Origin of the sequence: Achromobacter sp. D10 (assembly GCF_035282245.1) — a bacterium.
Lineage (GTDB): Bacteria > Pseudomonadota > Gammaproteobacteria > Burkholderiales > Burkholderiaceae_B > Achromobacter > Achromobacter insolitus.
The window spans coordinates 515,513-539,717 of record NZ_JAYJLE010000002.1 but is presented as its reverse complement, the minus strand read 5'-3'; the positions used below and the strand labels follow the sequence as shown (position 1 = coordinate 539,717).

General features: G+C 65.7%; 20 protein-coding genes. 12 read left to right on the top strand and 8 right to left on the bottom strand.

Annotation, left to right across the window (positions count from 1 at the left end; translation table 11 throughout):
* Nucleotides 1-100: 100 nt before the first annotated feature.
* The 3 genes from VCS63_RS09350 to VCS63_RS09340 are packed head-to-tail and all read left to right on the top strand — an operon-like array spanning nucleotide 101 to nucleotide 5,915.
* Nucleotides 101-1,297 carry an efflux RND transporter periplasmic adaptor subunit gene (locus tag VCS63_RS09350; RefSeq protein ID WP_416379183.1) on the top strand — a complete coding sequence of 399 codons (1,197 nt, stop codon included), beginning with the start codon at nucleotides 101-103 and terminating at the stop codon, nucleotides 1,295-1,297.
* Nucleotides 1,294-4,467, top strand: a complete 3,174-nt coding sequence (locus VCS63_RS09345; RefSeq protein WP_323879423.1) for an efflux RND transporter permease subunit — start codon at nucleotides 1,294-1,296, stop codon at nucleotides 4,465-4,467. The genes VCS63_RS09350 and VCS63_RS09345 overlap by 4 nt, the downstream gene beginning before the upstream one ends.
* Entirely contained in the window at nucleotides 4,464-5,915 is a 1,452-nt protein-coding gene (locus VCS63_RS09340) for an efflux transporter outer membrane subunit (protein WP_076815860.1), read from the top strand. Before VCS63_RS09345 ends, VCS63_RS09340 begins: the two co-directional genes overlap by 4 nt.
* A gap of 57 nt (nucleotides 5,916-5,972) precedes the next feature.
* On the opposite strand, the gene VCS63_RS09335 is transcribed toward VCS63_RS09340, so the two are convergent.
* The gene (locus tag VCS63_RS09335; RefSeq protein WP_063642325.1) at nucleotides 5,973-6,743 is read right to left on the bottom strand and encodes an IclR family transcriptional regulator; all 771 of its coding nucleotides are present in this window, start codon (nucleotides 6,741-6,743) and stop codon (nucleotides 5,973-5,975) included.
* A 257-nt stretch (nucleotides 6,744-7,000) separates the two neighbouring features.
* On the opposite strand from VCS63_RS09335, the gene VCS63_RS09330 reads away from it, so the two are divergent.
* The 9 genes from VCS63_RS09330 to VCS63_RS09290 all read left to right on the top strand — a co-directional run bounded on the left by VCS63_RS09330 (nucleotide 7,001) and on the right by VCS63_RS09290 (nucleotide 16,096).
* Entirely contained in the window at nucleotides 7,001-8,014 is a 1,014-nt protein-coding gene (locus VCS63_RS09330; RefSeq protein ID WP_323879420.1) for a tripartite tricarboxylate transporter substrate binding protein, read from the top strand.
* On the top strand, nucleotides 8,014-8,898 hold the full coding sequence (locus tag VCS63_RS09325; RefSeq protein ID WP_323879419.1) for a polysaccharide deacetylase family protein: 885 nt from the start codon (nucleotides 8,014-8,016) through the stop codon (nucleotides 8,896-8,898). Before VCS63_RS09330 ends, VCS63_RS09325 begins: the two co-directional genes overlap by 1 nt.
* Nucleotides 8,895-9,662, top strand: coding sequence for a polysaccharide deacetylase family protein (locus VCS63_RS09320; protein ID WP_076815866.1), 768 nt, complete (start codon nucleotides 8,895-8,897; stop codon nucleotides 9,660-9,662). The genes VCS63_RS09325 and VCS63_RS09320 overlap by 4 nt, the downstream gene beginning before the upstream one ends.
* A 139-nt stretch (nucleotides 9,663-9,801) precedes the next feature.
* Nucleotides 9,802-10,938 (top strand): C45 family peptidase, encoded by a 1,137-nt coding sequence (locus tag VCS63_RS09315; protein WP_323879605.1) that lies wholly within the window; start codon nucleotides 9,802-9,804, stop codon nucleotides 10,936-10,938.
* A gap of 37 nt (nucleotides 10,939-10,975) precedes the next feature.
* Nucleotides 10,976-12,541 carry an ABC transporter substrate-binding protein gene (locus VCS63_RS09310; protein ID WP_323879416.1) on the top strand — a complete coding sequence of 522 codons (1,566 nt, stop codon included), beginning with the start codon at nucleotides 10,976-10,978 and terminating at the stop codon, nucleotides 12,539-12,541.
* Between the two features lie 424 nt (nucleotides 12,542-12,965).
* Nucleotides 12,966-13,604, top strand: a complete 639-nt coding sequence (locus tag VCS63_RS09305; protein WP_063961072.1) for a GntR family transcriptional regulator — start codon at nucleotides 12,966-12,968, stop codon at nucleotides 13,602-13,604.
* Nucleotide 13,605: 1 nt separating this feature from the next.
* Nucleotides 13,606-14,103, top strand: a complete 498-nt coding sequence (locus VCS63_RS09300; RefSeq protein ID WP_323879413.1) for an ureidoglycolate lyase — start codon at nucleotides 13,606-13,608, stop codon at nucleotides 14,101-14,103.
* Between the two features lie 24 nt (nucleotides 14,104-14,127).
* A complete protein-coding gene (locus VCS63_RS09295; protein ID WP_063642063.1) occupies nucleotides 14,128-15,054 on the top strand; it encodes an allantoinase PuuE in 927 nt (308 codons plus the stop codon).
* A gap of 43 nt (nucleotides 15,055-15,097) precedes the next feature.
* Nucleotides 15,098-16,096 (top strand): tripartite tricarboxylate transporter substrate binding protein, encoded by a 999-nt coding sequence (locus VCS63_RS09290; RefSeq protein WP_323879410.1) that lies wholly within the window; start codon nucleotides 15,098-15,100, stop codon nucleotides 16,094-16,096.
* 42 nt (nucleotides 16,097-16,138) lie between these two features.
* Here VCS63_RS09290 and VCS63_RS09285 read toward each other — a convergent pair whose 3' ends face one another.
* The 7 genes from VCS63_RS09285 to VCS63_RS09255 all read right to left on the bottom strand — a co-directional run bounded on the left by VCS63_RS09285 (nucleotide 16,139) and on the right by VCS63_RS09255 (nucleotide 24,050).
* Nucleotides 16,139-17,698, bottom strand: a complete 1,560-nt coding sequence (locus VCS63_RS09285) for an ABC transporter substrate-binding protein (RefSeq protein WP_042796749.1) — start codon at nucleotides 17,696-17,698, stop codon at nucleotides 16,139-16,141.
* 175 nt (nucleotides 17,699-17,873) lie between these two features.
* Nucleotides 17,874-18,494 (bottom strand): GntR family transcriptional regulator, encoded by a 621-nt coding sequence (locus tag VCS63_RS09280; RefSeq protein WP_063961070.1) that lies wholly within the window; start codon nucleotides 18,492-18,494, stop codon nucleotides 17,874-17,876.
* Nucleotides 18,495-18,585: 91 nt separating this feature from the next.
* On the bottom strand, nucleotides 18,586-20,241 hold the full coding sequence (locus tag VCS63_RS09275; RefSeq protein WP_323879407.1) for an ABC transporter ATP-binding protein: 1,656 nt from the start codon (nucleotides 20,239-20,241) through the stop codon (nucleotides 18,586-18,588).
* Complete coding sequence (locus VCS63_RS09270; RefSeq protein ID WP_042796748.1) at nucleotides 20,241-21,059, bottom strand: ABC transporter permease; 819 nt, start codon at nucleotides 21,057-21,059, stop codon at nucleotides 20,241-20,243. The genes VCS63_RS09275 and VCS63_RS09270 overlap by 1 nt, the downstream gene beginning before the upstream one ends.
* Complete coding sequence (locus VCS63_RS09265; RefSeq protein ID WP_042796747.1) at nucleotides 21,056-22,000, bottom strand: ABC transporter permease; 945 nt, start codon at nucleotides 21,998-22,000, stop codon at nucleotides 21,056-21,058. Before VCS63_RS09265 ends, VCS63_RS09270 begins: the two co-directional genes overlap by 4 nt.
* A gap of 58 nt (nucleotides 22,001-22,058) precedes the next feature.
* Nucleotides 22,059-22,928, bottom strand: a complete 870-nt coding sequence (locus VCS63_RS09260; RefSeq protein ID WP_042796746.1) for a hydrolase — start codon at nucleotides 22,926-22,928, stop codon at nucleotides 22,059-22,061.
* A gap of 204 nt (nucleotides 22,929-23,132) precedes the next feature.
* Complete coding sequence (locus VCS63_RS09255) at nucleotides 23,133-24,050, bottom strand: DUF808 domain-containing protein (RefSeq protein WP_063642067.1); 918 nt, start codon at nucleotides 24,048-24,050, stop codon at nucleotides 23,133-23,135.
* Nucleotides 24,051-24,205 lie beyond the last annotated feature (155 nt).

Genomic DNA, 24,205 nt, shown 5'->3' with positions numbered 1-24,205 from the left:
GATTCAATATTGAATCTGGATTCATGACTGTATTAGAATCCATGCCGTATCGGGCCGGAATCGGCCCTTGTTCCCGATTTCTCGCGCCGCGAGGTGTTACGTGAATTGCCCTGGCCCTTGCGCGCGCCTTGCCGCGCGCCCCGGCGCGACTGCCCCCGAGGCACCGCCCCCGCTCCCCCCCCGCCTGGTCCGCTGGCCGCGCCTGCTGTCGCTGTCGGCTACCGCGGCCATTGCGTTGCTGATCGCAGGCTGCGGCCGCAACGAGCCGCCGCCGCCCGCGCCGCGGCCCGTGGTCGCCATGCCGGCCCATGCGGACGAACGCCTGCCGGCCTGGACGTTGCCTGGCGAAGTGCAGGCGCGCTACAGCACCCCGCTGTCATTCCGGGTGAGCGGCAAGATCATCGAACGCCAGGTCCGGCTGGGCGATGCCGTCGCCCCCGGCCAGATCGTTGCGCGACTGGATCCGGCCGACGCCGCCAAAAACGCGGCAAGCGCCCGCGCGCAGTTGACGGCCGCCCAGCACCAGCTGGACTACGCGCGTCAGCAACTGGACCGCGATCGCGCCCAGGCCCGCGAAAACCTGATCGCGGCGACCCAGCTGGAGCAGACGCGCAACGCCTACGCCGCGGCGCTGGCGCAACGCGACCAGGCGCAACAACAGGCGGCGCTGGCGGCCGACCAGCTGAAGTACACCGCTTTGCAGGCTGACCATGCCGGTGTCATCACCGCCGAACAGGCGGACACCGGACAGAACGTGGCCGCGGGCGAGCCGGTCTACAGTCTGGCCTGGTCCGGCGACATCGACGCGATCTGCGACGTTCCGGAAAGCGTGCTTGCGGGGCTGTCCATCGGCCAGCGCGCCAGCGTCAGCCTCGGCCCCCTGCCCGGCCAGACGTTTGCCGCGGTGCTGCGCGAGATTGCGCCTGCCGCGGATCCGCAAAGCCGCACCTACCGCGCCAAGCTCACGCTGGAAGCCCCCACGCCGGATGTGCGCCTGGGCATGACGGCCAACATCAGCTTCGACAACCGTTCCGGCGAAGGCCTGGCCACCTATACCGTGCCCGCGACCGCGCTGTTCCACGACGGATCCGCCCCCGCGGTGTGGATCGTCAAGGCAGGCGACGACACGCTGGAATTGCGCCGGGTCGAAGTGCTGCGCTACGACGCCCGCACCGTCACCCTGTCCAAAGGCCTGCAGGCTGGCGAGCGCGTGGTGTGGCAGGGCGTGCATGCGGTGGCCGCGGGTGAAAAAGTCCGCGCCGTGCCGCCGTTGCATCCCGAGGACTTTGCCTCATGAATGGCGTGCAACCGGATGCCGTGGCCCAGGGACGCCGCGACGAGGAAGGCCGATTCAACCTGTCGGCCTGGGCGCTGCGGCACCAGCCGCTGGTCATTTTCATCATCACGCTGATCACGCTATTCGGCGTGCTGTCCTACTCGAAACTGGCGCAGTCCGAAGATCCGCCCTTCACCTTCCGCGTCATGGTCATCAAGACGCTCTGGCCTGGCGCCACCGCGCAACAGGTGCAGGAACAGGTCACCGACCGCATCGCCAAGAAGCTGCAGGAAGCCCCCAACACGGACTTCATGCGCAGTTATTCGCGGCCCGGCGAATCCCTGATTTTCTACACCATGAAGGACTCCGCGCCCGCCAGCACCGTGGCCGAGCAGTGGTACCAGGTGCGCAAGAAGGTCGGCGACATTTCGGCCACCCTGCCCCCGGGCGTGCAAGGCCCGTTCTTCAATGACGAGTTCGGCGACGTCTACACCAACATCTACACCCTGCAAGGCGACGGGTTTTCGCCCGCCCAGCTGCGCGACTATGCCGACCGCCTGCGCACCGTGCTGCTGCGCGTACCGGGCGTGGCCAAGGTGGATTACTTCGGGGATCAGCCCGAGCATATCTACATCGACATTTCCAACACTCAGCTGACTCGGCTGGGCGTGTCTCCGCAGCAGATCGCGCAAGCCATCAATGGGCAGAACGCGGTAGCCAACGCAGGCACGTTGACGACCGCCGACGACCGCATCTTCGTACGGCCTACCGGCCAGTACGCCAACAGCCAGGCCCTGGCGGACACATTGATCCGGATCAACGGCAAATCGATCCGGCTGGGCGATATCGCCACCATCCGCCGCGGCTACCAGGACCCGACCGTCGAACAGATGCGCCCGGGTGGCGGCCCCGTGCTGGGCATAGGCATCACGATGCAGCCGGGGCGCGATGTCGTGCACCTGGGCCGCGCGCTGGGCGCCAAGTTCGATGAGCTCAAGGCCCAGCTACCCGCCGGTCTAATGCTGAAAGAAGTCTCCAGCATGCCGAAGGCCGTATCGCACTCGGTGGACGACTTCCTGCGATCCGTGGCCGAGGCAGTCGCCATCGTGCTGGCCGTGAGCCTGGTGTCGCTGGGCTTGCGTACCGGCATGGTGGTGGTCATTTCGATACCGGTGGTGCTGGCAGTCACGGCGCTGTTCATGGACATGTTCGGCATCGGGCTGCACAAGGTATCCCTGGGCACGCTGGTGCTGGCGTTGGGCCTGCTGGTGGACGACGCCATCATCGCCGTGGAAATGATGGCCGTGAAGCTGGAACAGGGCTGGAGCCGCGCGCGGGCCGCCGCGTTTGCCTATACCAGCACCGCCTTTCCCATGCTGACGGGCACCCTGGTCACGGTGGCGGGCTTTCTGCCTATCGCGCTGGCCAAGTCCAGCACCGGCGAGTACACGCGTTCCATCTTCCAGGTGTCCGCCATCGCACTGATCACCTCGTGGTTCGCCGCCGTCGTGCTGATTCCGCTGCTGGGCTACCGCATGCTGCCCGAGCGCAAGCGCGAAGCGCATCTGCCGGACGACCACGAGCACGACATCTACGACACCCGCTTCTACCAGCGCTTGCGCGGCTGGGTGGGCTGGTGCGTGGACCGCCGCTACCTGGTGCTGGGTGGCACGGTGCTGGTATTCGTGGTGTCCATGGCCTGCTTCCGCTTCGTGCCCCAGCAGTTCTTCCCCAGCTCCGACCGCAGCGAACTTTTGGTGGACGTGCGCCTGCAGGAAGGCGCCTCGTTCGCGGCCACGCTGCGCCAGGTCGAACGCCTGGAAAAGGTCTTGGAGGGCCGCCCCGAGATCGATCATTCGGTCAGCTTCGTCGGCACGGGCGCGCCGCGCTTCTACCTGCCGCTGGACCAGCAGCTGGCCACGCCGAACTTCGCCCAATTGGTCATCACCACGCATTCCGTCGAAGACCGCGAGAAGCTTGCCCAATGGCTGCAACCCGTGCTGCGCGAGCAGTTCCCGGCCATCCGCAGCCGCCTGTCCCGCCTGGAGAACGGTCCACCGGTGGGCTTCCAGGTGCAATTCCGCGTCAGCGGCGACAAGATTGCGGACGTGCGGGCCGTGGCCGAGCAAGTGGCGGCCGAAGTACGCGCCGATCCCCGCTCGACCAATGTGCAGTTCGACTGGGACGAACCCTCCGAACGCTCGGTGCGTTTTGAGATCGACCAGCAGAAGGCGCGCGAACTGGGTGTCAGTGCCAGTGACGTGTCGGATTTCCTCGCCATGACGCTGTCGGGCTATGCCGTCACGCAATACCGCGAACGCGACAAGCTCATCACCGTCAGCCTGCGCGCGCCGCAGGAAGAGCGGATCGACCCCGCGCGCCTGACCACCCTGGCCATGCCCACGCCCAACGGCGCGGTGCCGCTGGGCAGCCTGGGCCACCTGCGCTACGGGCTGGAGTACGGGGTCATCTGGGAACGCGACCGCCAGCCCACCATTACGGTGCAGGCGGACGTCGCCGCCGGCGCGCAGGGCATAGACGTGACCCGCGCCATCGACGCCAAGCTCAACACATTGCGCAGCGGATTACCGGTCGGCTATCGCATTGACGTGGGCGGTCCGGTCGAGGAAAGCGCCAAGGGGCAGTCCTCCATCAATGCCCAGATGCCGCTGATGGCCGTCGCCGTGCTGACCCTGCTTATGCTGCAGCTGCAGAGCTTCGCCCGCGTGCTGATGGTCGTGCTGACCGCGCCGCTGGGATTGATCGGCGTGGTTGCCGCATTGCTGCTGTTCGGCAAGCCATTCGGCTTCGTCGCCATGCTGGGCGTGATCGCGATGTTCGGCATCATCATGCGCAACTCTGTCATTCTGGTGGATCAGATCGAGCAGGACATCGGCGCCGGCCACAAGCGCGTGGACGCCATCGTCGGCGCCACCGTGCGGCGCTTCCGGCCGATCACCTTGACCGCCGCCGCCGCCGTACTGGCCCTGATTCCGCTCTTGCGCAGCAACTTCTTCGGCCCCATGGCCACCGCCCTCATGGGCGGCATCACGATTGCCACCGTGCTGACGCTGTTCTTCCTGCCAGCGCTATACGCGGCGTGGTTCCGCGTCCGCCACGACGAACGCGACGAGCCCGAAGGCGTGCCGCCTGGCGCCAACGCCGGCGACACGGCGGAAAGGGGAGCATGACGATGCGCAGATTTCCACGACACCTGGCCGTCCTGCCGTTGACGCTGGCGCTGGGCGCCTGCGCCTTCGCGCCCAGCAGCAAGCCGCCTGCCGTCGCGCCACCGGCGCAATATGGCGTGGAAGCCACGCCCGCCGCGAGCGCCAACGCCCAAGGCGTGGCGCAGCGCTTCGAACAAGGCGCACGGCCCGTGCCGCAATGGTGGAAGCGCTATGGCTCGGACGCCCTGAACGCGCTGGTGGCCGAAGGCCTGGCCAACAGTCCGGACCTGGCGGCCGCCGAACGCAACCTGGCAGGCGCGCGCGAGCAACTGCGCGGCCAGGTGAATTCGTCCTTGCTGCCTTCGGTGGATGCGGGCGCGGATGTCTCCCGCCGGCGCGCGCTGACCATGCCGAACCTGCCCGAACCGACCGCGCAATACAACGTGTTCACCGGCCAGATCCACGCCAAGTACGACCTGGACCTGTTTGGCGCGGCGCGCTTCGCCAACGACTCGCTGGCGGCGCAGGTCGAGCAACAGGCCTTCCAGCTGGAATCAGCGCGCCGTTCGCTGGCCAGCAATATCGTGACAGGAGCCATCACGGCCGCCGCGTTGGCGGAGCGCGTCGCGCTGACTGAAAAGCAGGTGGTGCTGGCGCGGCAGGTGGCGCGCGATACGCAGCGCCGCTACGAACTGGGTTCGGCATCGCAGAACGATGCCCTGGACGCGGACCAGGACGCCGCCACGCTGGAAGCGTCCCTGCCGGGCCTGCGCGCCCGCTGGCATGCCACGCGGCATGCGCTGGCGGTGCTGTTGGGCCGCAATCCCGATCAGGCGCCGGCCGACCTGGCTTTCAGCCTGTTGGCCGTGCCCGAGCAGGTACCGGTGGTGGTGCCGTCCGAACTGCTGGCCGCGCGTCCGGACATCTTGTTCGCCGACGCGGTGGTCCAGGCCGCCGCGGCCGACGTGGGCGTCGCCACCGCGCAGCTGTTTCCCAGCCTGTCGCTGTCCGCGTCCATGGGCAAGGGCGGTTTCAACTGGCCGGCGGCAATGTCTGGCGCAGGTGCCATCTGGGCGATCGGCGCATCGCTCACGCAACCCATTTTCCATGGCGGGGCGTTGCTGGCTGAACGTGACGCGGCCAAGGAGCGCTACGAGGCCGCCTTGCTGCAATACAAGCAGACCGTGCTGACAGCCTTTCGTGATGTGGCCGACACGCTATCGCGACTGGACGCCGACGGGCAGGCGTTGGCCTCGGCCGAAGCCTCGCGCCGCGCCGCGGAGCAGTCCTACCGCAACACCGCCAGCCGCGTACGGCTGGGCGCACTGGCACCCTATACCGAGTATGCGGCCGAACAGCACTACGTGGCGGCGCGCTTGCGCGAGATCGAATACGCCAGCGCCCGCCTGACGGAAACGGCCGCGCTGTTCCAGGCGATGGGATCACCGGCAGACGCGGCACTGCAATAGACGCGCGGGGCCGCGCGCGGCTGTGACGATGACGGCCTGGCGAGCAAGCCTTCGCGCTCATGGCGCGGGGGCCAGTTCCTTCATGCGGGTAGCCAGCGCCAGGGATTCGATGCGGCGGGCGGCAGACTGCAGCAGGGACGCGGTCTTGTCCTGCGCGATGGTGTTGAGCCGGGTGGCAAGAAAGGTGACGGTCAACGCGCCGAATACGCGACGGTCTTCCTGGAACACCGGCACCGCGATGCCCGCCCGCTCCGGCGATATCTCGCCTACCCCAAGATAGAACCCCTGTACCCGGATCCTGTCCAGATAGCCGGTGAACTCGGCCTGCGTCCCGCCCAGGCCGAGGTCGCGGATTTCGTCTGCATGCGCGTCGTACAGGCGGCGCTGATCCTTGCGCGGCAGGAAGGCCACGATGGTCTTGGCCGTGGCGCCGCGAAACAGAGGATGGGCGCGCCCGCGGCCGTGCGGAATGCCCAGTTCGTCCGGCCCGCGCTCGTGGTGGATGTTGAGAATGCGCAGGCCGTGGATCACGCTGAGCAGCACGTCCCCGCCCACCTGGTCCACCACCTCGCGCATGATCGGCCGCGCCACGCCCAGCACCGGATCGCCGTCGATGATGAGGTGGTCCAGTTCGATGATGCGTGGCCCCAGCTTGTAGCCCTCGCCCGTCACGCGCAGCAGATACCCCAGGTCCGTCAGGTCGCGGATGTAGCGATAGCCCGTAGGCGCCGAATACGACAGGCGCGAAATGATTTCTTCCGCCGACAACACCGGGGTTTCGAGGCTGAAGAGGTCAAGAATCGCGAGGGCTCGCTTCAGGGTGGACATGGCGGTCGTGGTCGGGAACAACGCGGGATCGGGCGCAGCGTATCACACGGGTCCGGGGACTCCCGCAGGCATCATTGAGCAAGGCTATCGCCCCTCGCAAACCTACAAGTCCACACCTATCATTTTCTGTATTTTTATCATTTATAGATAAAAAATAATTGGATAAATTAATTTTTTATCGAATAATGATATTCACGAACCTACCTGCTTGATAGGAAAAACGGCTTGAACGGGCAATAACACCGAGGGGAACATCCATGAAACAGTCATTCAGTACCAAAAGCGGCGTCAGTCGCCGGCATTTCCTGGGCGCATCGGCCGCCACGCTGGCCGCCGCGGCCCTGACCCGTCCTGGCCGCGCCTGGGCAACCGGTTATCCGGCCGAACGCGCCCTGCAGTTCATCGTGCCCTTCCCGGCCGGCGGCGGCACCGACCTGGTGGCGCGGCCCCTGGCCCAAGGCATCGGCGAAGCGCTCAAGCAAAGCGTGGTGGTCATCAACAAAGGCGGCGCCGCGGGCAACATCGGCACTCAGCAAGCAGCAAGGTCCGCGCCGGACGGCTACACCATCGCCCTCGGATCCACCGGCACTCACACGGTGAACCAGAGCCTGTACGAAAACATCGGCTACGACCCCGTCAGGGATTTCGAGCCGGTATCCATGGTCTGCTACTACAACAACGTGCTGGTGGTGCATCCGTCGTTTCCCGCCCGCACCCTGCAGGAGCTGGTGAGCATCATCAAGGCCAATCCGGGCAAGTACTTCTACGGCATTACGCAGAACGGCAGCTCCGCGCACCTGGCCATGGAACTGCTCAAGGCGACGGCGGGCCTGGACCTGCCCGGCGTGCCTTACAAGGGCGCGGCGGCGGCGGTCAATGACTTCCTGGGCGGACAATTCCCCATCCTGATGGACGTGGTGGTCAACCAGCAGCAATTCATCCAGGGCGGCAAATCGCGGCCGCTGGCGGTCACGTCAGCCCAGCGCGCACAGGCCCTGCCCGACGTGCCGACCGTCGCGGAGTCGGGCTTCCCCGGGTATCAGGCCATAGGCTGGAACGGCGTATTCGTGCCCGCTGGCACACCCGCTTCCGTCATCCAGACGCTCAATGGCGCCGTGCAAAGCGCGCTCAAGCAGCCGGCCATGGCGCAACTGACCAAGAACGGGCTGGAACTGCATGGCAGCACGCCTCAAGAGCTGGGCCGGTTCGTCGCCACAGAAAGCGAGAAGTGGCGCGCGCTGATCAAGAACGCGAACATCAAGGCCACCTGATGCAACGAATACCCTATGGCGTCCCGCTGGACGCGCAAGCCAACCCCTGGCTGCCGCTGGACGGCGAGCTGCGCGCGCAAGGTCTGCGCGCCCCGGGCGCTGCCACGGTGCGCGCGGTGGTTTGCGTCACCGTACACGTGGACGGCCCGGCTGTGGAGGTCGGCCGCAAGCAGTTCCCGGCCGGACCGCATACCGCTGGCCGCTATGCGGTCCGGCGCGGCGTCCCCAGGCATCTGGAAATCCTGGCGCGCCACGGCATGCCAGCTACATTCTTTGCCTGCGGCTACGACGTCGAGCACTACCCCGCCACCTTCCACGACATCCTGGACGCAGGCCATGAGATCGCGGCGCACGGCTATCTGCACGAAGCCTGGGATCTGGGCGAGGACGAGCCGGCCCTGCTGGAAAAGACCCACCGCATCATCCAACGCGAGCTGGGTGTGACGCCGGCAGGCTGGTGTTCGCCCTCCGGCCGCAAGAGCCATCGCACCCTGCCCGCGCTGCGGAGACTGGGGTACTGCTACGACGCCAGCGAAAAAGACCAGGACCGTCCCTACGTGCCCGCGGACATGGCGGATTTCGTCATGCTGCCCAACAACACCGTGTCGCTGGACGATTACCCCTTCTATTTCTCGGGCCACAGCCTGGCAGCTGAAGCCTATGACAACTGGGTGCAGGAGTTCGAGGCGCTGCGCCAGGCCGAAGGCTATGTACACCTGACCGTGCACCCCAAGGCCGCCGGCGGTTCCGGCACACCCGCCCGCGCCGCCGCACTGGACCGCTTTCTTGCCTATGTGGCCGCCCAGCCCGATGTGCACGTCATGACGCTGGAAGCATTGGCGCGTCACTGCCTTGCCCGTCCCGACGCCTGGAGAAGCGCATGAGCGCCGACAAAACCGTACTGGTCACCATCAACGTGCAGGGCATCGGCCCCGAAGCCGCGACCCAACCCGAAACCTCGCTGCACGGCCGCGACGCGCATGGCCGCTACACCTATGGCGGCGGACTGGCTCGCTTGCTGGACATGCTGCGGCGCCAAGGCATCCGCGCGACGCTGTTCTGGCCGGTGTTCGAAGCCGAACGCTGCCGCGATCTCTTGGAACAAAGCCTGCACGACGGCCACGAGGCCGCGTCACAAGGCAATGCTTTCGAAGACCTGCCTTCGTTGGGCGCGCGCGAAGGCGAGGTGCTGGAACGGGCGCGGGACCGATTGGCGGAGCTGATAGGCTCAGCGCCGCAAGGCTTCCGCTACCCTGGCGCGTTCAGCGCCAACACCGTGCCCCTGCTGCGCCAACTTGGCTATCGCTACGACAGCAGCGCGATCGACGACGACGCTCCTTATGCGCTGGACGCGGACGGCGGCGCCGGCATGGTGGAACTGCCTTGGAGCGAAGGCCTGTGCGACGCGACGCACTTCAGCCGCCGCGTCACCCAGGACCGCGCCTACGCGCACTGGGTGGAACAGGGCGATGCGCTGCTTGCCGCCGAAGGCTATGCCTGCCTGACCCTGCACCCGCGCGCGGACAACGGCGTCGGGCGCGCCGCGCGGCTGCAAAAGGTGGAACAGTTGCTGGAGCGCTTTCGTGCCGCGGGCGCCGCGTTCAAAACCTGCTCGGAACTGGCCGCCGCCCACGCGCCAGCGCGCTGAACCCAAGGCGGCAGTCCCACTGCACTGGTAAACCCTGAGCAATATTGGCGCCAAAATAAGCTAACATTTTTTCGCCACGGAATTTCCGATTCAGATTTTCACCCACCGATTGCACGGCGCCCGGCGCCGGCCCATGTCCATGACCCAGATCACCCAATTTCCCTTCGTATCGGTTTCGGGCGCGCCCGAAGCCCGCGGCCGCTCGTATGGCCAGCAAGCCGCGGACCGCGTGCGCAAGAGCGCCAGGATGTATGGCCAAACGCTGGTCGACCTGGGCTATGACGCCATGGCGCGCACCGCGCTCATCAACGGCTTCGCCCGCGAGATCGAAAACTTCGCGCCGCATTACCTGGAAGAAATGCGCGGCATCGCCGCCGGCGCGGATGTGTCCTTCGAAGACATCGTGATGGTCAACGCCCGCACCGAAGTCATCGCCAAGGCTCGCGCCGAGAAGAAAAAAGCCGCCGAACTGGAGCCCGGAGACGGCTGCACCGGCGCGCTGATCCTGCCGACGCGCTCCGCCAACGGCCGCCTGATCCATGGGCAGAACTGGGATTGGCGCGCGGAATGCGCCGAGACTGCCATCGTGCTGCGGGTGCGCAACGACAACGGCCCGGACATCCTCACCTTCGTCGAAGCGGGCGGCCTGGCGCGCAGCGGCCTGAACAGCGCCGGCGTCTCCATTACCGCCAACTACCTGGAATCCGACCGCGATTTCCGCCAGTTGGGCGTGCCGCTGTCGCTGATCCGCCGCAAGGTGCTGGAACAGGAACATTTTGCGCTAGCCATCAAGGCAGTCGCGACCACGCCCAAGTCCTGCTCCAACAACATCATGATCGGCATGGCCGCGGGCTTCGGCGTGGACTATGAGTGCACCACCGACGAAGCCTTCCCCATCTATCCAGGCAGCGATGACCTGATCGTCCACGCCAACCATTGGGTCAGCGAAGTAGCCCTGACGAAGCTGCGCGATACGGGCCGCGCCAGCACACCGGAAAGCGCCTATCGCGATTGGCGCGTGCGCCGGTTGCTGAACGAGCAGACCAAGCTGACGCGCGAAGACCTCAAGCGCGCCTTGTTCGACGACTTCGGCTCGCCCTACTCCGTCTGCCGTCCGCCGCGTCCTGGCAGCCATGACAACCTGTCCGCCACGGTCGCGATGGTCATCATGGAGCCGGAGGCCGGGCTGATGGAAGTCGCGCCCCTGCCGGCGCTGAATCGCAGCTTCACCCGCTACAACCTGAACGCGGAACCCGAACTGCTGGCTGCCGCCTGAAGCGGCGCGCGCCAACGCTATCCAGGAAGACGTATCGATGAAAAAACATCTGTTGGGCGCCGCGGTTACGCTGGCGCTGGGCGCCATGGCGGGCACGGCGTGGGCGCAATCCGCCCCGCCGCTGCGCATTTCGTTCACGGCCGACATCCGCTCCACCGAGCCCGGCGTCAACCGCGACAGCAACAGCGACGCGGTAGTGCTGCACATCGTGGAAGGACTGGTGGCCTATGGCGAGGACGCGGAAGTGCGCCCCCTGCTGGCCAAGTCGGTGGACATCAGCGCCGACGGCAAGACCTATACCTTCAAGCTGCGCGAAGGCATCAAGTTCCATAACGGCAAGCCGATGACATCGGCCGACGTGCTTTGGACCTGGCAGCACTACACCGCGGCCAATTCGGGCTGGCGCTGCGCCAGCGAATTCGATGGACGCGGCACGGTCAAGGTAACGGGTGTTGAGACGCCCGATGCGCAGACCGTTGTCTACCACATCGAAAAGCCCAGCAGCCTGTTCCTGGCGACGCTGGCTCGCGCCGACTGCGGCGGCACGGGGATCCTGTCCAAGGATTCGGTGCGCGCGGACGGCACTTGGGACAAACCCGTCGGCACGGGCCCCTTCGAGCTGGCGGAATGGAAACGCGGCGAGTACGTGCGCCTGACCAGGTTCGCGGGCTATTCCAACCTGGACGGCAAACGCGACGGCTATACGGGTTCGAAGCGGCCGCTGGTGGACGAGGTGCGTTTCCTGATCGTGCCGGACGATTCCACCGCCAAGGCAGCCTTGCAACGCGGCAACATCGACATCATCGAGGACGTATCCAATAGCGACGTGCCGGTGCTGCAAGGCACGCCCAATGTCAAAGTGGCGCATGCGCCGGTAATGAGCATGACCGCGCTGCTGATACAGACCAAGGACCCGGTCCTGTCGAACGCCAAGATGCGCCAGGCGCTGGCGCATGCCATCGATTATGCGCAGCTGGCCGCGGCAGTGACCGAAGGCCTGGCCCAGCCCAACAACTCCATCGTGCCGCTGGTCTCGCCTTATCACGATGCAGCGCAAAAACAGGGCTGGAACTACGACCCGGCGCTGGCGCAGAAGCTGCTGGGCGAGGCCGGCTACAAAGGGCAGGAGCTGACGATCCTGACCACCAAGCGCTATCCGCAATCGTATAACTCGGCCGTCATCATCCAGGCGATGCTGCAGGCGGTGGGCATCAAGGCGCAATTGTCCGTGGTGGAATGGGCGACGCAGCTGGATCGTTACAACGCGGGTACTTATCAGATGATGACGTTCCCGTACTCGGCGCGGCTGGATGCGGCGCTGAACTACGAGATGGTCACCGGGGACAAGGCAAAGCAGCCGCGCAAAGTCTGGGACAACCCGGAAGCCGTGAAGCTGATCGAAGCGGCATCGTCGGATACGGATCATGCGAAGCGGCAAGCTTCGTTTGATCAGCTGCACAAGCTGTTCCTGGCGGATGTGCCTAGCATCCCTTTGTATAACGGGCTGGATATCGGGGCTTATCGGTCGGATATCAGGGGGTATCAGCCTTGGGCGGTCAAGAAGCCGCGGGCGTGGGAGGTGGAGCGGGTGGTGGCTCCTTGATGTTGTTTTTGTTGTTTTTGTTGGTGCCGGTGTTGTCTTCGTAGGCGCCCGGCGGCGCGGGCCTTGAGGCTGCTCGCGCCCGCGATTGCGGTCCGGAGCGTTCGCTCCGGACTCCCCCCTTCGTCATCTTCGTCGCCGCCTTCGGCGACTCCTTCAGATTCCCTCGGGCGCATCGAGCTTGCTTGCGCGCTGGCGGGGGTTGTTGTTCCTCTACTCGCAGTTTTCCCTCCCCGCAGTTTTCCCTCCGTTTTTTCTTCTTCTCCCCGTCTCACTCCTCTCTGATTGGCTGGCAGCATCACGCCTGCCTATTAGGGATACTACTGGTATCTCTTTGGGATACCAGCGGGGTACCTTCTCTTCCATTGCGCGGCACGGCAATTTGGAGTCTCTGTCGTTCGCGCCTTTTTCTTACGCTGCAACACACATGAACGCTACGCAACGCACCTATCAGACCCTGCTGGACCAGATCGTTTCACGCCGGATTCCGGCGGGGGAAGTGTTGGAGGAACGCCGGCTGGCGGATGAGCTGGAGGTATCGCGCACGCCGTTGCGGGCAGCCATGAACCGGTTGCTGGGCGAAGGGATGCTGGAGCGGCTGTCCAATGGGTCCATCGTGGTGCGCTCGTTTGGCGTGACGGATCTGCTGGAGCTGCTGCAGATCCGCAGCCTGTTGGAAAGCGAGGCGGCGGCGATGGCGACCGGGCGGATTCCGGCGGAGCCGTTGGAAGGCCTGCGGGCGCGGCTGCAGGCCTTGCTGGATGCGAAGACCCCGGACGAGAAGTCGGATTGGGAGGTCGATAACGCACTGCACGATCTGGTGGCGGCGTACTGCGGCAACCGGAATCTGGCGACGATGATCACTGCGGCGCGGCGGCAGGTGCGGATGTGCGACGTGGAGCGCTTGCCGCAACGGCAGGTACAGGCGCGGGAAGAACATCTGGCGATCGTGGAAGCGCTGCTGTCTGGCGAATCCTCCCGAGCGCGGCAAGCGATGGCGGCGCATCTGGAGAACGTGCGGCGCAGCTATGTGAATTCGCTGGGATATCTGAACCATGGCGCGTGACATGAAGGATTGTCCGCGCGTGATCCGCCCTCGGCCACTCACGCCCGAGGCCTTCGCGCCGTACGGCGAGGTGATTGCACACCAGGGCGCGGAACGCCGCCACTATCTGACCGAACCCATGCGGCATGGACCCGAAGTGGTTCGGCAGGCGGGCTGGGTCAGCCGGGTGCAGGCCGCGCCTGCGGGGCCGATCGAGATCCGGCTGATGGAACGCCACCGCCATGCGGCGCAGAGCTTCGTGCCGCTGACAGCGTCGCCCTATCTGGTCGTGGTGGCGCCAACCGGTGCCGACGGCCTGCCCGACATGGCGCGGCTGGAGGCCTTTCTGGCAACCGGCAGCCAGGGCGTGTGCTACCGCGTCGGCGCCTGGCATCACGGCCTGACCGTGCTGCAGGGGCCGGCGGAATTCCTGGTTTTGATGGGCCAGACCGGTCGCGGCGATGACGATGAGTTCTGGCAGGCGCCGGCTCCGCACGCCGTGGTCTCGCTTTCCGATTGATTTCTCACCGATGACCAGCCTGCTATGACTACCGATCATCCGCATTTGCGCCGCGACTTCGTCGGCTATGGCGCCACCCCGCCCGATCCCAAGTGGCCGGGCGGCGCGCGCCTGGCGCTGAACCTGTGCATCAACTACGAGGAAGGCGGCGAGCCTTCGGTGCCGGACGGCGACGCTGAATCCGAGACCGGCCTGACCGAAGGCGGCGCGGGCGGCTTCACGGGACGCGACCTGGCGGCCGAATCGATGTTCGAGTATGGCAGCCGGATCGGCTTCTGGCGCGTGCACCGGCTGCTAAGGGAACGCGGCATGACGGCCACCATTCTGGGATGTGGCCTGGCGCTGGAACGCAATCCGGCCGTCTGTGAAGCGATCAAGTCGGCCGGCTATGACGTATGCGCGCATGGCTGGCGCTGGGAACGCCATCAGAACCTGACATTGGAAGAGGAACGCGAACGCATCCGCCGCACCGTGGAATCAATCACCCGCACGGTGGGCTCGCGCCCGTTGGGTTGGTACTGCCGCTACGGTCCCAGTCTGAACACCCGCGCCCTGCTGGCCGAGGAAGGCGGTTTCCTCTACGACTCCGATACCTACAACGACGAGCTGCCCTATTGGACCGAGGTAGGCGGCAAACCCCACCTGCTGGTGCCTTACGGACTGGCCAACAACGACGCCAAATTCATACGCGGCGGCATGGCCACGGGACAGGACCTGTTCGAGTACCTGCGCGACGCCTTCGACATGCTGTACGAAGAGGGCGCCACCGCGCCCAAGATGATGTCCGTGGGCCTGCATCTGCGACTGGTCGGCCAGCCGGGCCGCGCGGCGGGCCTGGCGCGCTTCCTGGACCATGTGTCCGCTCACGACGACGTCTGGGTGTGCCGGCGCGCCGACATCGCGCGCCACTGGCATGCGAACCACCCTGCCGCCCAAGGCGCCGCGCGCTGATTTGTTTTCTGCATCGCCCACGTTTTCTCATCAGGAGAGCAGCATGTCGAAGTACCAGAAAATCAATCGCCGCGGCCTGCTGGCCACGGCCATGGCCGGGTTGCTCGCGCTGGGCCTGAGCCCGGCGGCCGCGCTGGCCGAGGCCTACCCCAGCAAGCCCATCCGCATCGTCGTGCCCTTCCCGCCCGGAGGGGCGGCCGATACGCTGGCGCGCGCGTTGTCGCAACAGTTGAACGATACGTTGGGCAAGCAGGTCATCGTGGAAAATCGCGCCGGCGCGGGCGGCACCATTGGCACCAACGCCGTGGCCCGGGCAGAGCCGGACGGCTATACGCTGCTGCTGGGCAACGTATCCACGCTGGCGATCGCGCCCAGCCTGTATCCGAACCTGAACTACGATCCGGTGAAGGATTTCACCCCCATCACGCTGGTGGGCAAGAGCCCGCTGGTGTTCGCCATCAATCCCGGCCTGCCCGCGAAGAACCTGCCGGACCTGATCGCCCTGGCGAACAAGGAACCCGGCAAGCTGACCTTCGGATCTTCGGGCGCCGGCAGCATCACTCACCTGACGGGCGAAGTGCTGAACCTGGCCACGGGCGGCAAGCTGGTGCACGTGCCTTACAAGGGCAGCGCGCCGGTGCTGCTGGCCGTGGCCTCGGGCGAATTGAGCATGGGCGTGACCCAGGTGGTGGAAATGCTGCCGCAGTACAAGGGCGGCCGGGTCGGCGCCGCGGCGGTGACGGGCGCCGAAAAGTCGCCCGCCCTGCCCGACGTATCGACCGCGGCCTCGCAAGGCGTGAAGGGACTGGAGGCCACCACCTGGTACAGCCTGATGGCGCCTGCGGGCGTGCCTGCGGAAGTGGTCCAGCGCCTGCACCCGGCGCTGGAGAAAGTGCTGACCAATCCCGATCTGCGCAAGCGCTTTGCCGATGAAGGCCTGATTCTGGCTCCATCCACCCAGGCCGAGCTGGGCGCATTCCTGGGCAATGAAGTCCGGGACTGGGCCACGGTGATCAAGCAGGCGGGTGTAAAACTCGACTGAAGGCAGGTAGCGGGCCGCGCTGGCGGCCCTGCCTGAGCGGGATTACTTGCCGTCCCGGACCTTGGTCTCCCAGGCGCGCGGCTTGCCTTCCCAAACCGAGAATCCATCCACGCGCTTGCTGGACGCCCAGGCGTCGGCGCCGTTGTACAGCATCAGCATGGGCGTCTGCTCCAGCATCAGGGCGTGCAGCTGATCGAACAGTGCCTGCCGCCTGGCCGGATCGGATTCCAGGAAACTCTCATCGATCAACTTCTGCGCCGCGGGGTCATCCCAGACCTTGCGGGGCTGCTTGGCTTTGTCGCCCGAGAACTGCTCAAAGCTCAGCGACGGGTCCAGGCGCGACGAGAACGAAAACGAGCTGATCTGGTATTTGCCCGTGTTGTAGCGGTCCAGCTGCGTGGCCCACTCCAGGACCTCGATCCTGGCGTTGATGCCCACGGACTGCATCATGGCTTGCGCGATCACCGCCACCTGATAGCTGGGCACATGGGCACGCTTGTTGGCGTAGATGACAACGGGCTCGCCCTTGTAGCCGGCCTCCTTCAGCAATTGCTGCGCCCGGGCTGGATCGTACTTGTAGCCGCGCTTTTCGGCGTCCTTGTAATAGGCGGAACCCGCGTAAACGGCGGAGTTGTTCAGTTGACCCAGGCCTTCGGAGGCCGCGGCCACGACCTGCGGAATGTCCAGCGACGCGGCGATGGCCTGGCGGACCTTCACGTTCTTCAGCACCGGATCCTCGGTCTGGAACAACAGCACGTGCTTGACGGCGTCATGCGGGCTGAACACGGTGAGGTTCTTGGCATTCCTGAGTTCGCCGACGTCGGTATTGGTGATCTGGGCGGCGTCGATGGCGCCCGACAACAGGCCCGCCTTGGAGGTCGACGGATCCGGCACCACCAGGAACTTGACCTCTTCCACCAGCGGGCGCTTGGAACCCACGTAGCCATCCGGCTTGTCGCCAGCGGGCGAAACGTAGTCCTTGAAAGCCGACAGCAGCGTGTATTCGCCCCGCTTCCAGTCCTTGAACATGTACGGACCGGTGCCCACCGGCTTGATCCAGGAACCATCCGCCGCAACCGAATCCTTGGAGATGATGGCTGTCATGCCGCAGTCGGTGCGGGCCAGCGAATCCAGGAACACGGCGGACTTGCGGTCCACCTTCATCACCACCGTCTGCGCATCGGGCGCGGACACGTCCGTCACCTTCAGGCCGTTACGGCCATCGAAGTCGCTGCGGCAACGCCAATCCGTCTTCGGATCCATGTAGCGTTGCCAGTTCCAGATCACGTCGGCCGAGGTCAGCGCGGCGCCGTTGTGGAACTTGACGCCTTCACGCAGCTTGAAGGTATAGGTCAGACCGTCTTCCGACAGGTCCACCGATTTGGCCAGCAAAGGGCCCACCGTGCCGTTTTCGCGGTAGCCGACCAGGCCTTCGACAATGTTGAGCACCACGCCGTCGGTGGTGTTGTCGCGGTTGACGCCGGGGTTGGTCGAGCGAATGTCGGCCGGCTGGGCGATGGTAAGCAGCGCGGCCTGGGCCGAGCCGGCGGCGGCCAGCGCCAGGCTGAGCGCAAGCGCTCTGGGTACGAAAACGTGGTGCATGCAAAGACTCCCCGGCGTGCGGCGCGAAATTCACGCATATATTGGCGCCAAAATTAGCTGCTCATTATGGGCGGAATGCGCCACGCCGCTATCGGGGGTATCCCTGAAAGGCGCCGGAATGAAAAACGGCGGCCCGGAGGGCCGCCGCAAGCAGATGCGCCAGATGCCGGACGCGTCAGGAAATGTCCTGGCCTACGTGTTGCGCGATGATTTTCTGCAGGCGTTTGACGTCGCGCGCTTCCAGGGCGTCCACCATGTCGAAGTGCTCGCGCGCGGAAATCTCGATGCGCGAGCGCGTGACCCATTCCTTGGCGGGGGCCGCGGGACCGCGGGCGCGGGTTTCGTGGATCAGCGCCACCAGTTCGCGGTTGCGGCACAGATCGTACATGCCGGCATGGAAGGCCAGGTTGACCTCGTACTGTTCCAGCAGCGTGCCATCCTGCAGCAGCTTGGCGAAACGTTCGGCCAGGGCGCGCAATGCCCGAACCTTGGCCGGCGTCACATTGGGCATCAGGTCCGCCGCGGCGCCAGTTTCCAGCAGAATGCGGATATCGCGGATCTGCAGGTGCTGATCCGGATCCATCGCATAGACGTGATAGCCCCGGTTGGGGATGTGCGCGATCAGCCGCTTGGCGGCCAATTGGTCTAGCGCCCGCCGGACGTCCAGACGCTTGGCGTCGTAGCGTTCCTGCAGGTCGATCTGTTTCAGCCAGGCGCCGGGACCGAACACGCCCGCTTGAATATCATGGGCAATGCGATCAACCAGGCCGGGCTGTGCCGTTGCCGCTTTCGGCATGGACCACTCCCGTCTATCAAATCCGAAGCGCGTATTTTATGCGTAAGTATCCAGGGGGATGGCGCTGGCACCCCCTGGGAAACCCGCCCCCTCAGGCGCTGGCCCGCAGCGGCTCCTGCTGGTCCAGCCTCCAACGCAGCCGCACGCCGCCGGTGTCGGTGGATTCCAGCGCTGGAATCGCCGACAGCAGGCTGCGCGTGTATTCCTCCCGCGGCTGGTCGAACACGGCGTCGCGCGAACCTTGCTCAACGATGCCGCCGTCGCGCATTACCACCACGCGGTCCGCCACCTGCTCCACCACGCCCAGGTCATGGCTGATGAACAGGCAGGAAAAACCGTGGCGTTCCTGCAGGTCGGCAAACAGGTCCAGCACCTGTGCGCGCACGGTCACATCCAGGGCGGACACCGGTTCGTCCGCAATGACAAAGGCCGGACGCCGCACGATGGCGCGGGCGATCGCGACGCGCTGCCGCTGACCACCGGACATTTCGTGGGGATAGCGTTTCGCGTATTCGGATCCCAGTCCGACTTCGGCCAGCACCTCGTCCACGCGGCGGCGCTTTTCCGCCGCAGGCATATCTTCCAGCATGCGCAGGCCCTCGCCCACCAGCTGGCCGATCGTCATGCGCGGGTCCAGCGAGGAATACGGGTCCTGGAACACCATCTGGCAATTCAAGCGGTAGTCCCGCCAGGAGGCGGAGCGCCGGTCCACCTGCTGGCCACGGAACAGGATCTGGCCCGACGTGGGCGCCAGCAGCCCCGCGATGGCGCGGCCCAGCGTGGTCTTGCCCGAGCCCGAGCCGCCCACCACCGCCACCACTTCGCGCGGCTTGACGTGCAGGTCGATGCCATCGAGCGCGCGCTTGGCGCCGGTGCGCGAGAACAAGCGCTGGTGTCCGGCGTAGTCCACCACCAGGTTCTTGACCTCGACGATGGGCGCCTCCTTGCCCAGTTGGCGCGCCGGCAGCCGGCGCGGCATGGCGTCCAGCAGCTTGCGCGTGTAGGGATGCTGAGGCCGTTCCAGGATGGCCGCCGTGGCGCCGGTTTCCAGTACCTTGCCGTGCTGCATCACGACCATGCGCTCGGTGTAGCGCGCCACCATCGGCAGGTCGTGGCTGATCATCAGCACGGCCGTATGGTGTTCGCGGGTCAGGTCCACCATCAGTTCGAGCACGTCGCGTTGCACCACCGCGTCCAGCGCGGTAGTGGGTTCGTCGGCGATCAGCAACGCGGGCTCCAGCAGCATCACGGACGCCAGCATCATGCGCTGGCGCATGCCACCGGAGAACTCGTGGGGCCAGGCTTCCATCGCCCCTTTGGGGTCCCGGATGCCGACCCGGCGCAGCATTTCCAGGATGCGTTCACGGCGCGCGGAGGCGGACAGGTCCTTGCGGTGCAGCCTCAGGCCCTCCTCCAGTTGCCGCCCGATGGGCATGGACGGATTGAGCGAGGTCATCGGCTCCTGGAACACCATGCCGATGCGCGCGCCGCGCAGCTTGCGCAGCGCCGCGGGCGCCGCCCGCGTCACATCCACGCCTTCGAACTTGATGGAGCCGCCCGCGACCACCAGCGGCGCGGGCGTCAGGCCCAGGATGGCGCGCGCGGCCTGCGTCTTGCCGCTGCCCGATTCACCGACGATGCCGACCATTTCGCCTGGCGCTACCTCGAAGGACACTCCGCTCACGATTTCGCGGCCGCCGGGGCCCACGGTCAGCGACAGATTGGATACCGATACCAAAGCGCTCATTACACGCCCCTCATGCGGGGATCGAGACGGTCACGCACCGCGTCGCCCAGGAGATTGATTCCCAGCAGCGCGAGCGCGATGGCCAGGCCGGGAAGTATGGATAGATAGGAGGCCTGCGCCATGAACGGCCGCGCGGCGGCCAGCATGTTGCCCCACGTCGGCGCGGGAGGCGGCACGCCCAGGCCCAGGAAAGACAGCGCGCTTTCCGCCAGGATCACCCAACCGAACATGGACGTCGCCAATACCGTCAGCGGCGCCACGCAATTGGGCAGCACATGGCGGAACATGGTGTAGAGCTCGGAATTGCCCAGCACGCGCGAGGATTCGATGAACTCTTTCTCGCGCAGAGACAACACCGTGCCGCGCACGATGCGCGTCACCGACGGTGTATAGGCCAGGCCCAGCGCTAGGATGATGCCGTACTTGTTGGCGCCGACGACGGCCAGCAGGCCCAGCGCCAGCAGCAGTCCCGGGAAGGCCAGCAGCGCATTGTTGAAGGCCATGATGACGCGGTCGGTCCAGCCCCGCACAAAGCCCGTCAGGGTACCGATGATCGTGCCCGCGATGATGGCAAAGCTCACCGTCAGGAGGCTGATCCAGACGCTGCTGGACGCGCCGGCAAGCAGACGCGACAGTTCGTCGCGGCCGAATTCGTCCGTGCCCAGCAGGAACTCTCCGCCGGGCGGCCTGAGCCGTGCCACGAAGTTGATCTTCAGCGGATCATGGGGGGTCCAGAAAGCGCCCATGACGGCCGCCACTATCATCAGCGCCACGATAGCGCCGCCCAGTAGCGCGTTGGCTGCGATTCGCTTTTTCATTCGGCGGTCACTCTCGGGTCGAAAATGGGATAGCAAAGGTCGATGAACAGGTTCACGATCACGTAGACCACGCCCACGAACAGCAGACAGCCCTGGATCACCGGGTAATCGCGGGCGAAGATGGAGTCCACCAGCAGGCGTCCCAGCCCGGGGATGGTGAACACGGTCTCCACCACGGCGATGCCGCCCAGCAAGTTGCCCAACACCAGGCCGATCAGCGTCCAGGTGGGGCCGAATGCATTACGGAAGGCATGGCGCATCAGCACCGCGGATTCCGACAGTCCTTTGGCGCGCGCATGGGTGATGTAGTCCAGCCGCAGCACTTCCAGCGTGCTGGCCCGCGCCATGCGCATCAATACGCCAATTTCGTGCAGGAACAGCGTCAGGATGGGCATGGCCAGGTACAGCAGGCCGGCCTTCCAGTCTTCGCCAATGGACACATAGCCCACCACCGGCAGCCATTGCAGCTTGAGGCCGAAGAAGATCAGCAGCAGCAGGCCCAGCCAGAAGGTCGGGATCGACACCAGCAGCGTGGCGGTGCCCACGAGGAACAGGTCCGGCGCCTTGTTCTGCTTCCAGGCGGCGATCATGCCGGCCGGCACCGCCACCAGCGCGGCGAAGAACACGGCCACCAGCACAACGCGGCCGCTGATCAGGAAACGGTCCCACACCAGCGGCAGTACCGGTTGCCCGGTATTGATGGACGACCCCAGGTCTCCGTGCAGCATGTTGCCGAACCAGATGCCGAACTGGGTGAGCCAGGTCTGGTCCAGCCCCAGCCGCGCCCGCAGGTCGGCCAGCGCGGCCGGCGTCGCCAGGTCTCCCAGCAGCAATTGGGCGGGATCGCCCGGGATGAGCCGGATCATCACGAAGACCGCCACCGCCACGATCAGCAGGGTCGGTATGGCCATGACGATACGGGATAGCGCGAAACGCAGCATGGCCCTCTCCTATTCCTCGGCGCGGACTCGCGGAAGCCCGCGTCCGCTGCCGGTGGTCTCAATTGCGTTCATGTCGCAGCTTGCGCAAGGCGGCAGCCAGGAAGTCCTGCACCTGGCCCACGCATTTCAAGCCGTCGTGCGGCACGTTTTCCACCACGTCCAGCACCGCGGAAACGCCGGCGGCCTCGAACGAGCGCCGCAGCGACTCCAGGCGCTCCGGGCGGGTCTTGCCGGCGGCGTTCGCGCCGGGCATGAAGAACTTGCCACCTTCGCGGTGGGTGATTTCCCAGGTCTCCAGGTCGGCCTTGCCCACGATCATGTGCACGGCCACCTGCTTGAGCGCTTCGATATCGACGCGCTTGCCAAAACGCGCCTCGGCGTCGCGCACGCCCACCCACCAATCCTGATTGGGATCCAGCAGCGTCACCGAGCCCGGCGCTCCGATCGACACGGCCCACAGGCTTTCGGGGTGCAGGTACGCGTAACGGTTGACGAATTGGCCGCCGCCCGAATAGCCGAACAGGCCGAATTTCTTGAACTCGCGGCCGAACTTCTCGCCGACTTCCGCCACCATGTCCAGCAGGATCTGGTCGTAACGGATGTCGCCTTCCCGCAGTTGCTTGAAGCCGTCGCGGTTGCCATCGCCCAGCGGGCTCACCGGGAACAGGGGGCACAGCACGATGCAGTCGTTCCAGCGGGCGAACTCCGCAAACGCGTCGCGGTATTCCACGAAGGCGCGGCCCGTACCGTGCATGATCACCACCAGTTCCATCGGATGCCTGGCGGAATCGATATGCGGCGGCACGTAGGTGCAATAGGAAAAGCGTGGATCGGAGCGCGCGGCAAAGACGGTGCTATGTCCCAGGTCGTACATGGCCCGCGCGCGGGCGGCGTCGGGCTGGATGGCAAGTGCTGCGTTGGACTGCATGGTTTCCTCGTTTCCATGGCCGCGCGGGCGGACGCATGGCGTGTACCGGTGGTCGAAATAATGATCACATAAATTGGCGCCAATTTTAGGCGCACGCATTCCGGCACAACAAGGCAGGGGATTCCCTAGGAAACGCGCGGAAACGGGCGGCGCCGCGCGCGGCTTGGCGCGGGCGCGCGTATCAGCCGAGGCCGCGCGCCTGCCTCAGCCCTTCTTGAACAGGCGCTTGATGAGGCTGACCGCCCCCAGCACTACCGCTCCGGCCACGATGCCGAACAAGGCGTTGAGCAAGGTGGCGGTCAGCGCCTGCACCACCCCGCCGCCGCCCACTGCGGCGGCGGCCTGGTCGACGGCGGCCTGCACCGGCGGGATGCCGTGGGTCAGGATGGCGCCGCCCACCATGAACATGGCGGCGGTGCCGACCACGGAAAGCGTCTTCATCAGATAAGGCGCCGCGCCGACGATACGCCGGCCCAGCCAGGCCACCCCCTGCGAGGACTTGCGGCTCATGTAAAGACCCAGGTCGTCCAGCTTGACGATGCCGGCCACCAGCCCATACACCCCGATCGTCATCGCGATGGCGATAACGGACAGCACCAGCACCTGGCGAGTGAAATCCGCGTCCGCCACCGCTCCCAGACTGATGACGATGATTTCCGCCGAGAGGATGAAATCCGTGCGCACCGCGCCCTTGATCTTGTCGCGTTCGAACGCCACCATGTCCACCGAGGCATCCTGCAGGGCTTCGGCGCGCGCGGCATGGTTGCCTTCGTCCGAATCGCCATGCGGCAGGAACTTGTGCGCCAGCTTTTCCACGCCTTCGTAGCAGAGAAAGGCCCCGCCCACCATCAGCAAGGGCGTGATCGCCCAGGGCGCGAATGCGCTGACGAGCAGCGCTGCGGGCACCAGGATCAGCTTATTGATGAAAGAGCCCTTGGCCACTGCCCATACGACCGGCAGTTCCCGGTTGACCGGCACGCCCGTGACCTGCTGGGCATTGAGAGCCAGGTCGTCGCCCAGCACCCCGGCCGTTTTCTTTGCCGCCACCTTGGTCATGACGGACACGTCGTCCAGTATGGTCGCGATATCGTCGAACAGTGCGAAGAAGCTGCTTCCGGCCATCAAGAATCCCCTAAGCCTTATAAGGTTTCCCGAGTGTACAGGCCGCCGCCATCCGGAAAATGGCGCCTGCCTGGCCGTTTTCACTTCTTTTCTGTCCGTAACCTCCATGGCGCCGTCCAGCCGTCCGGCCTACCCTGTCGCCTGGACTCGTCTCT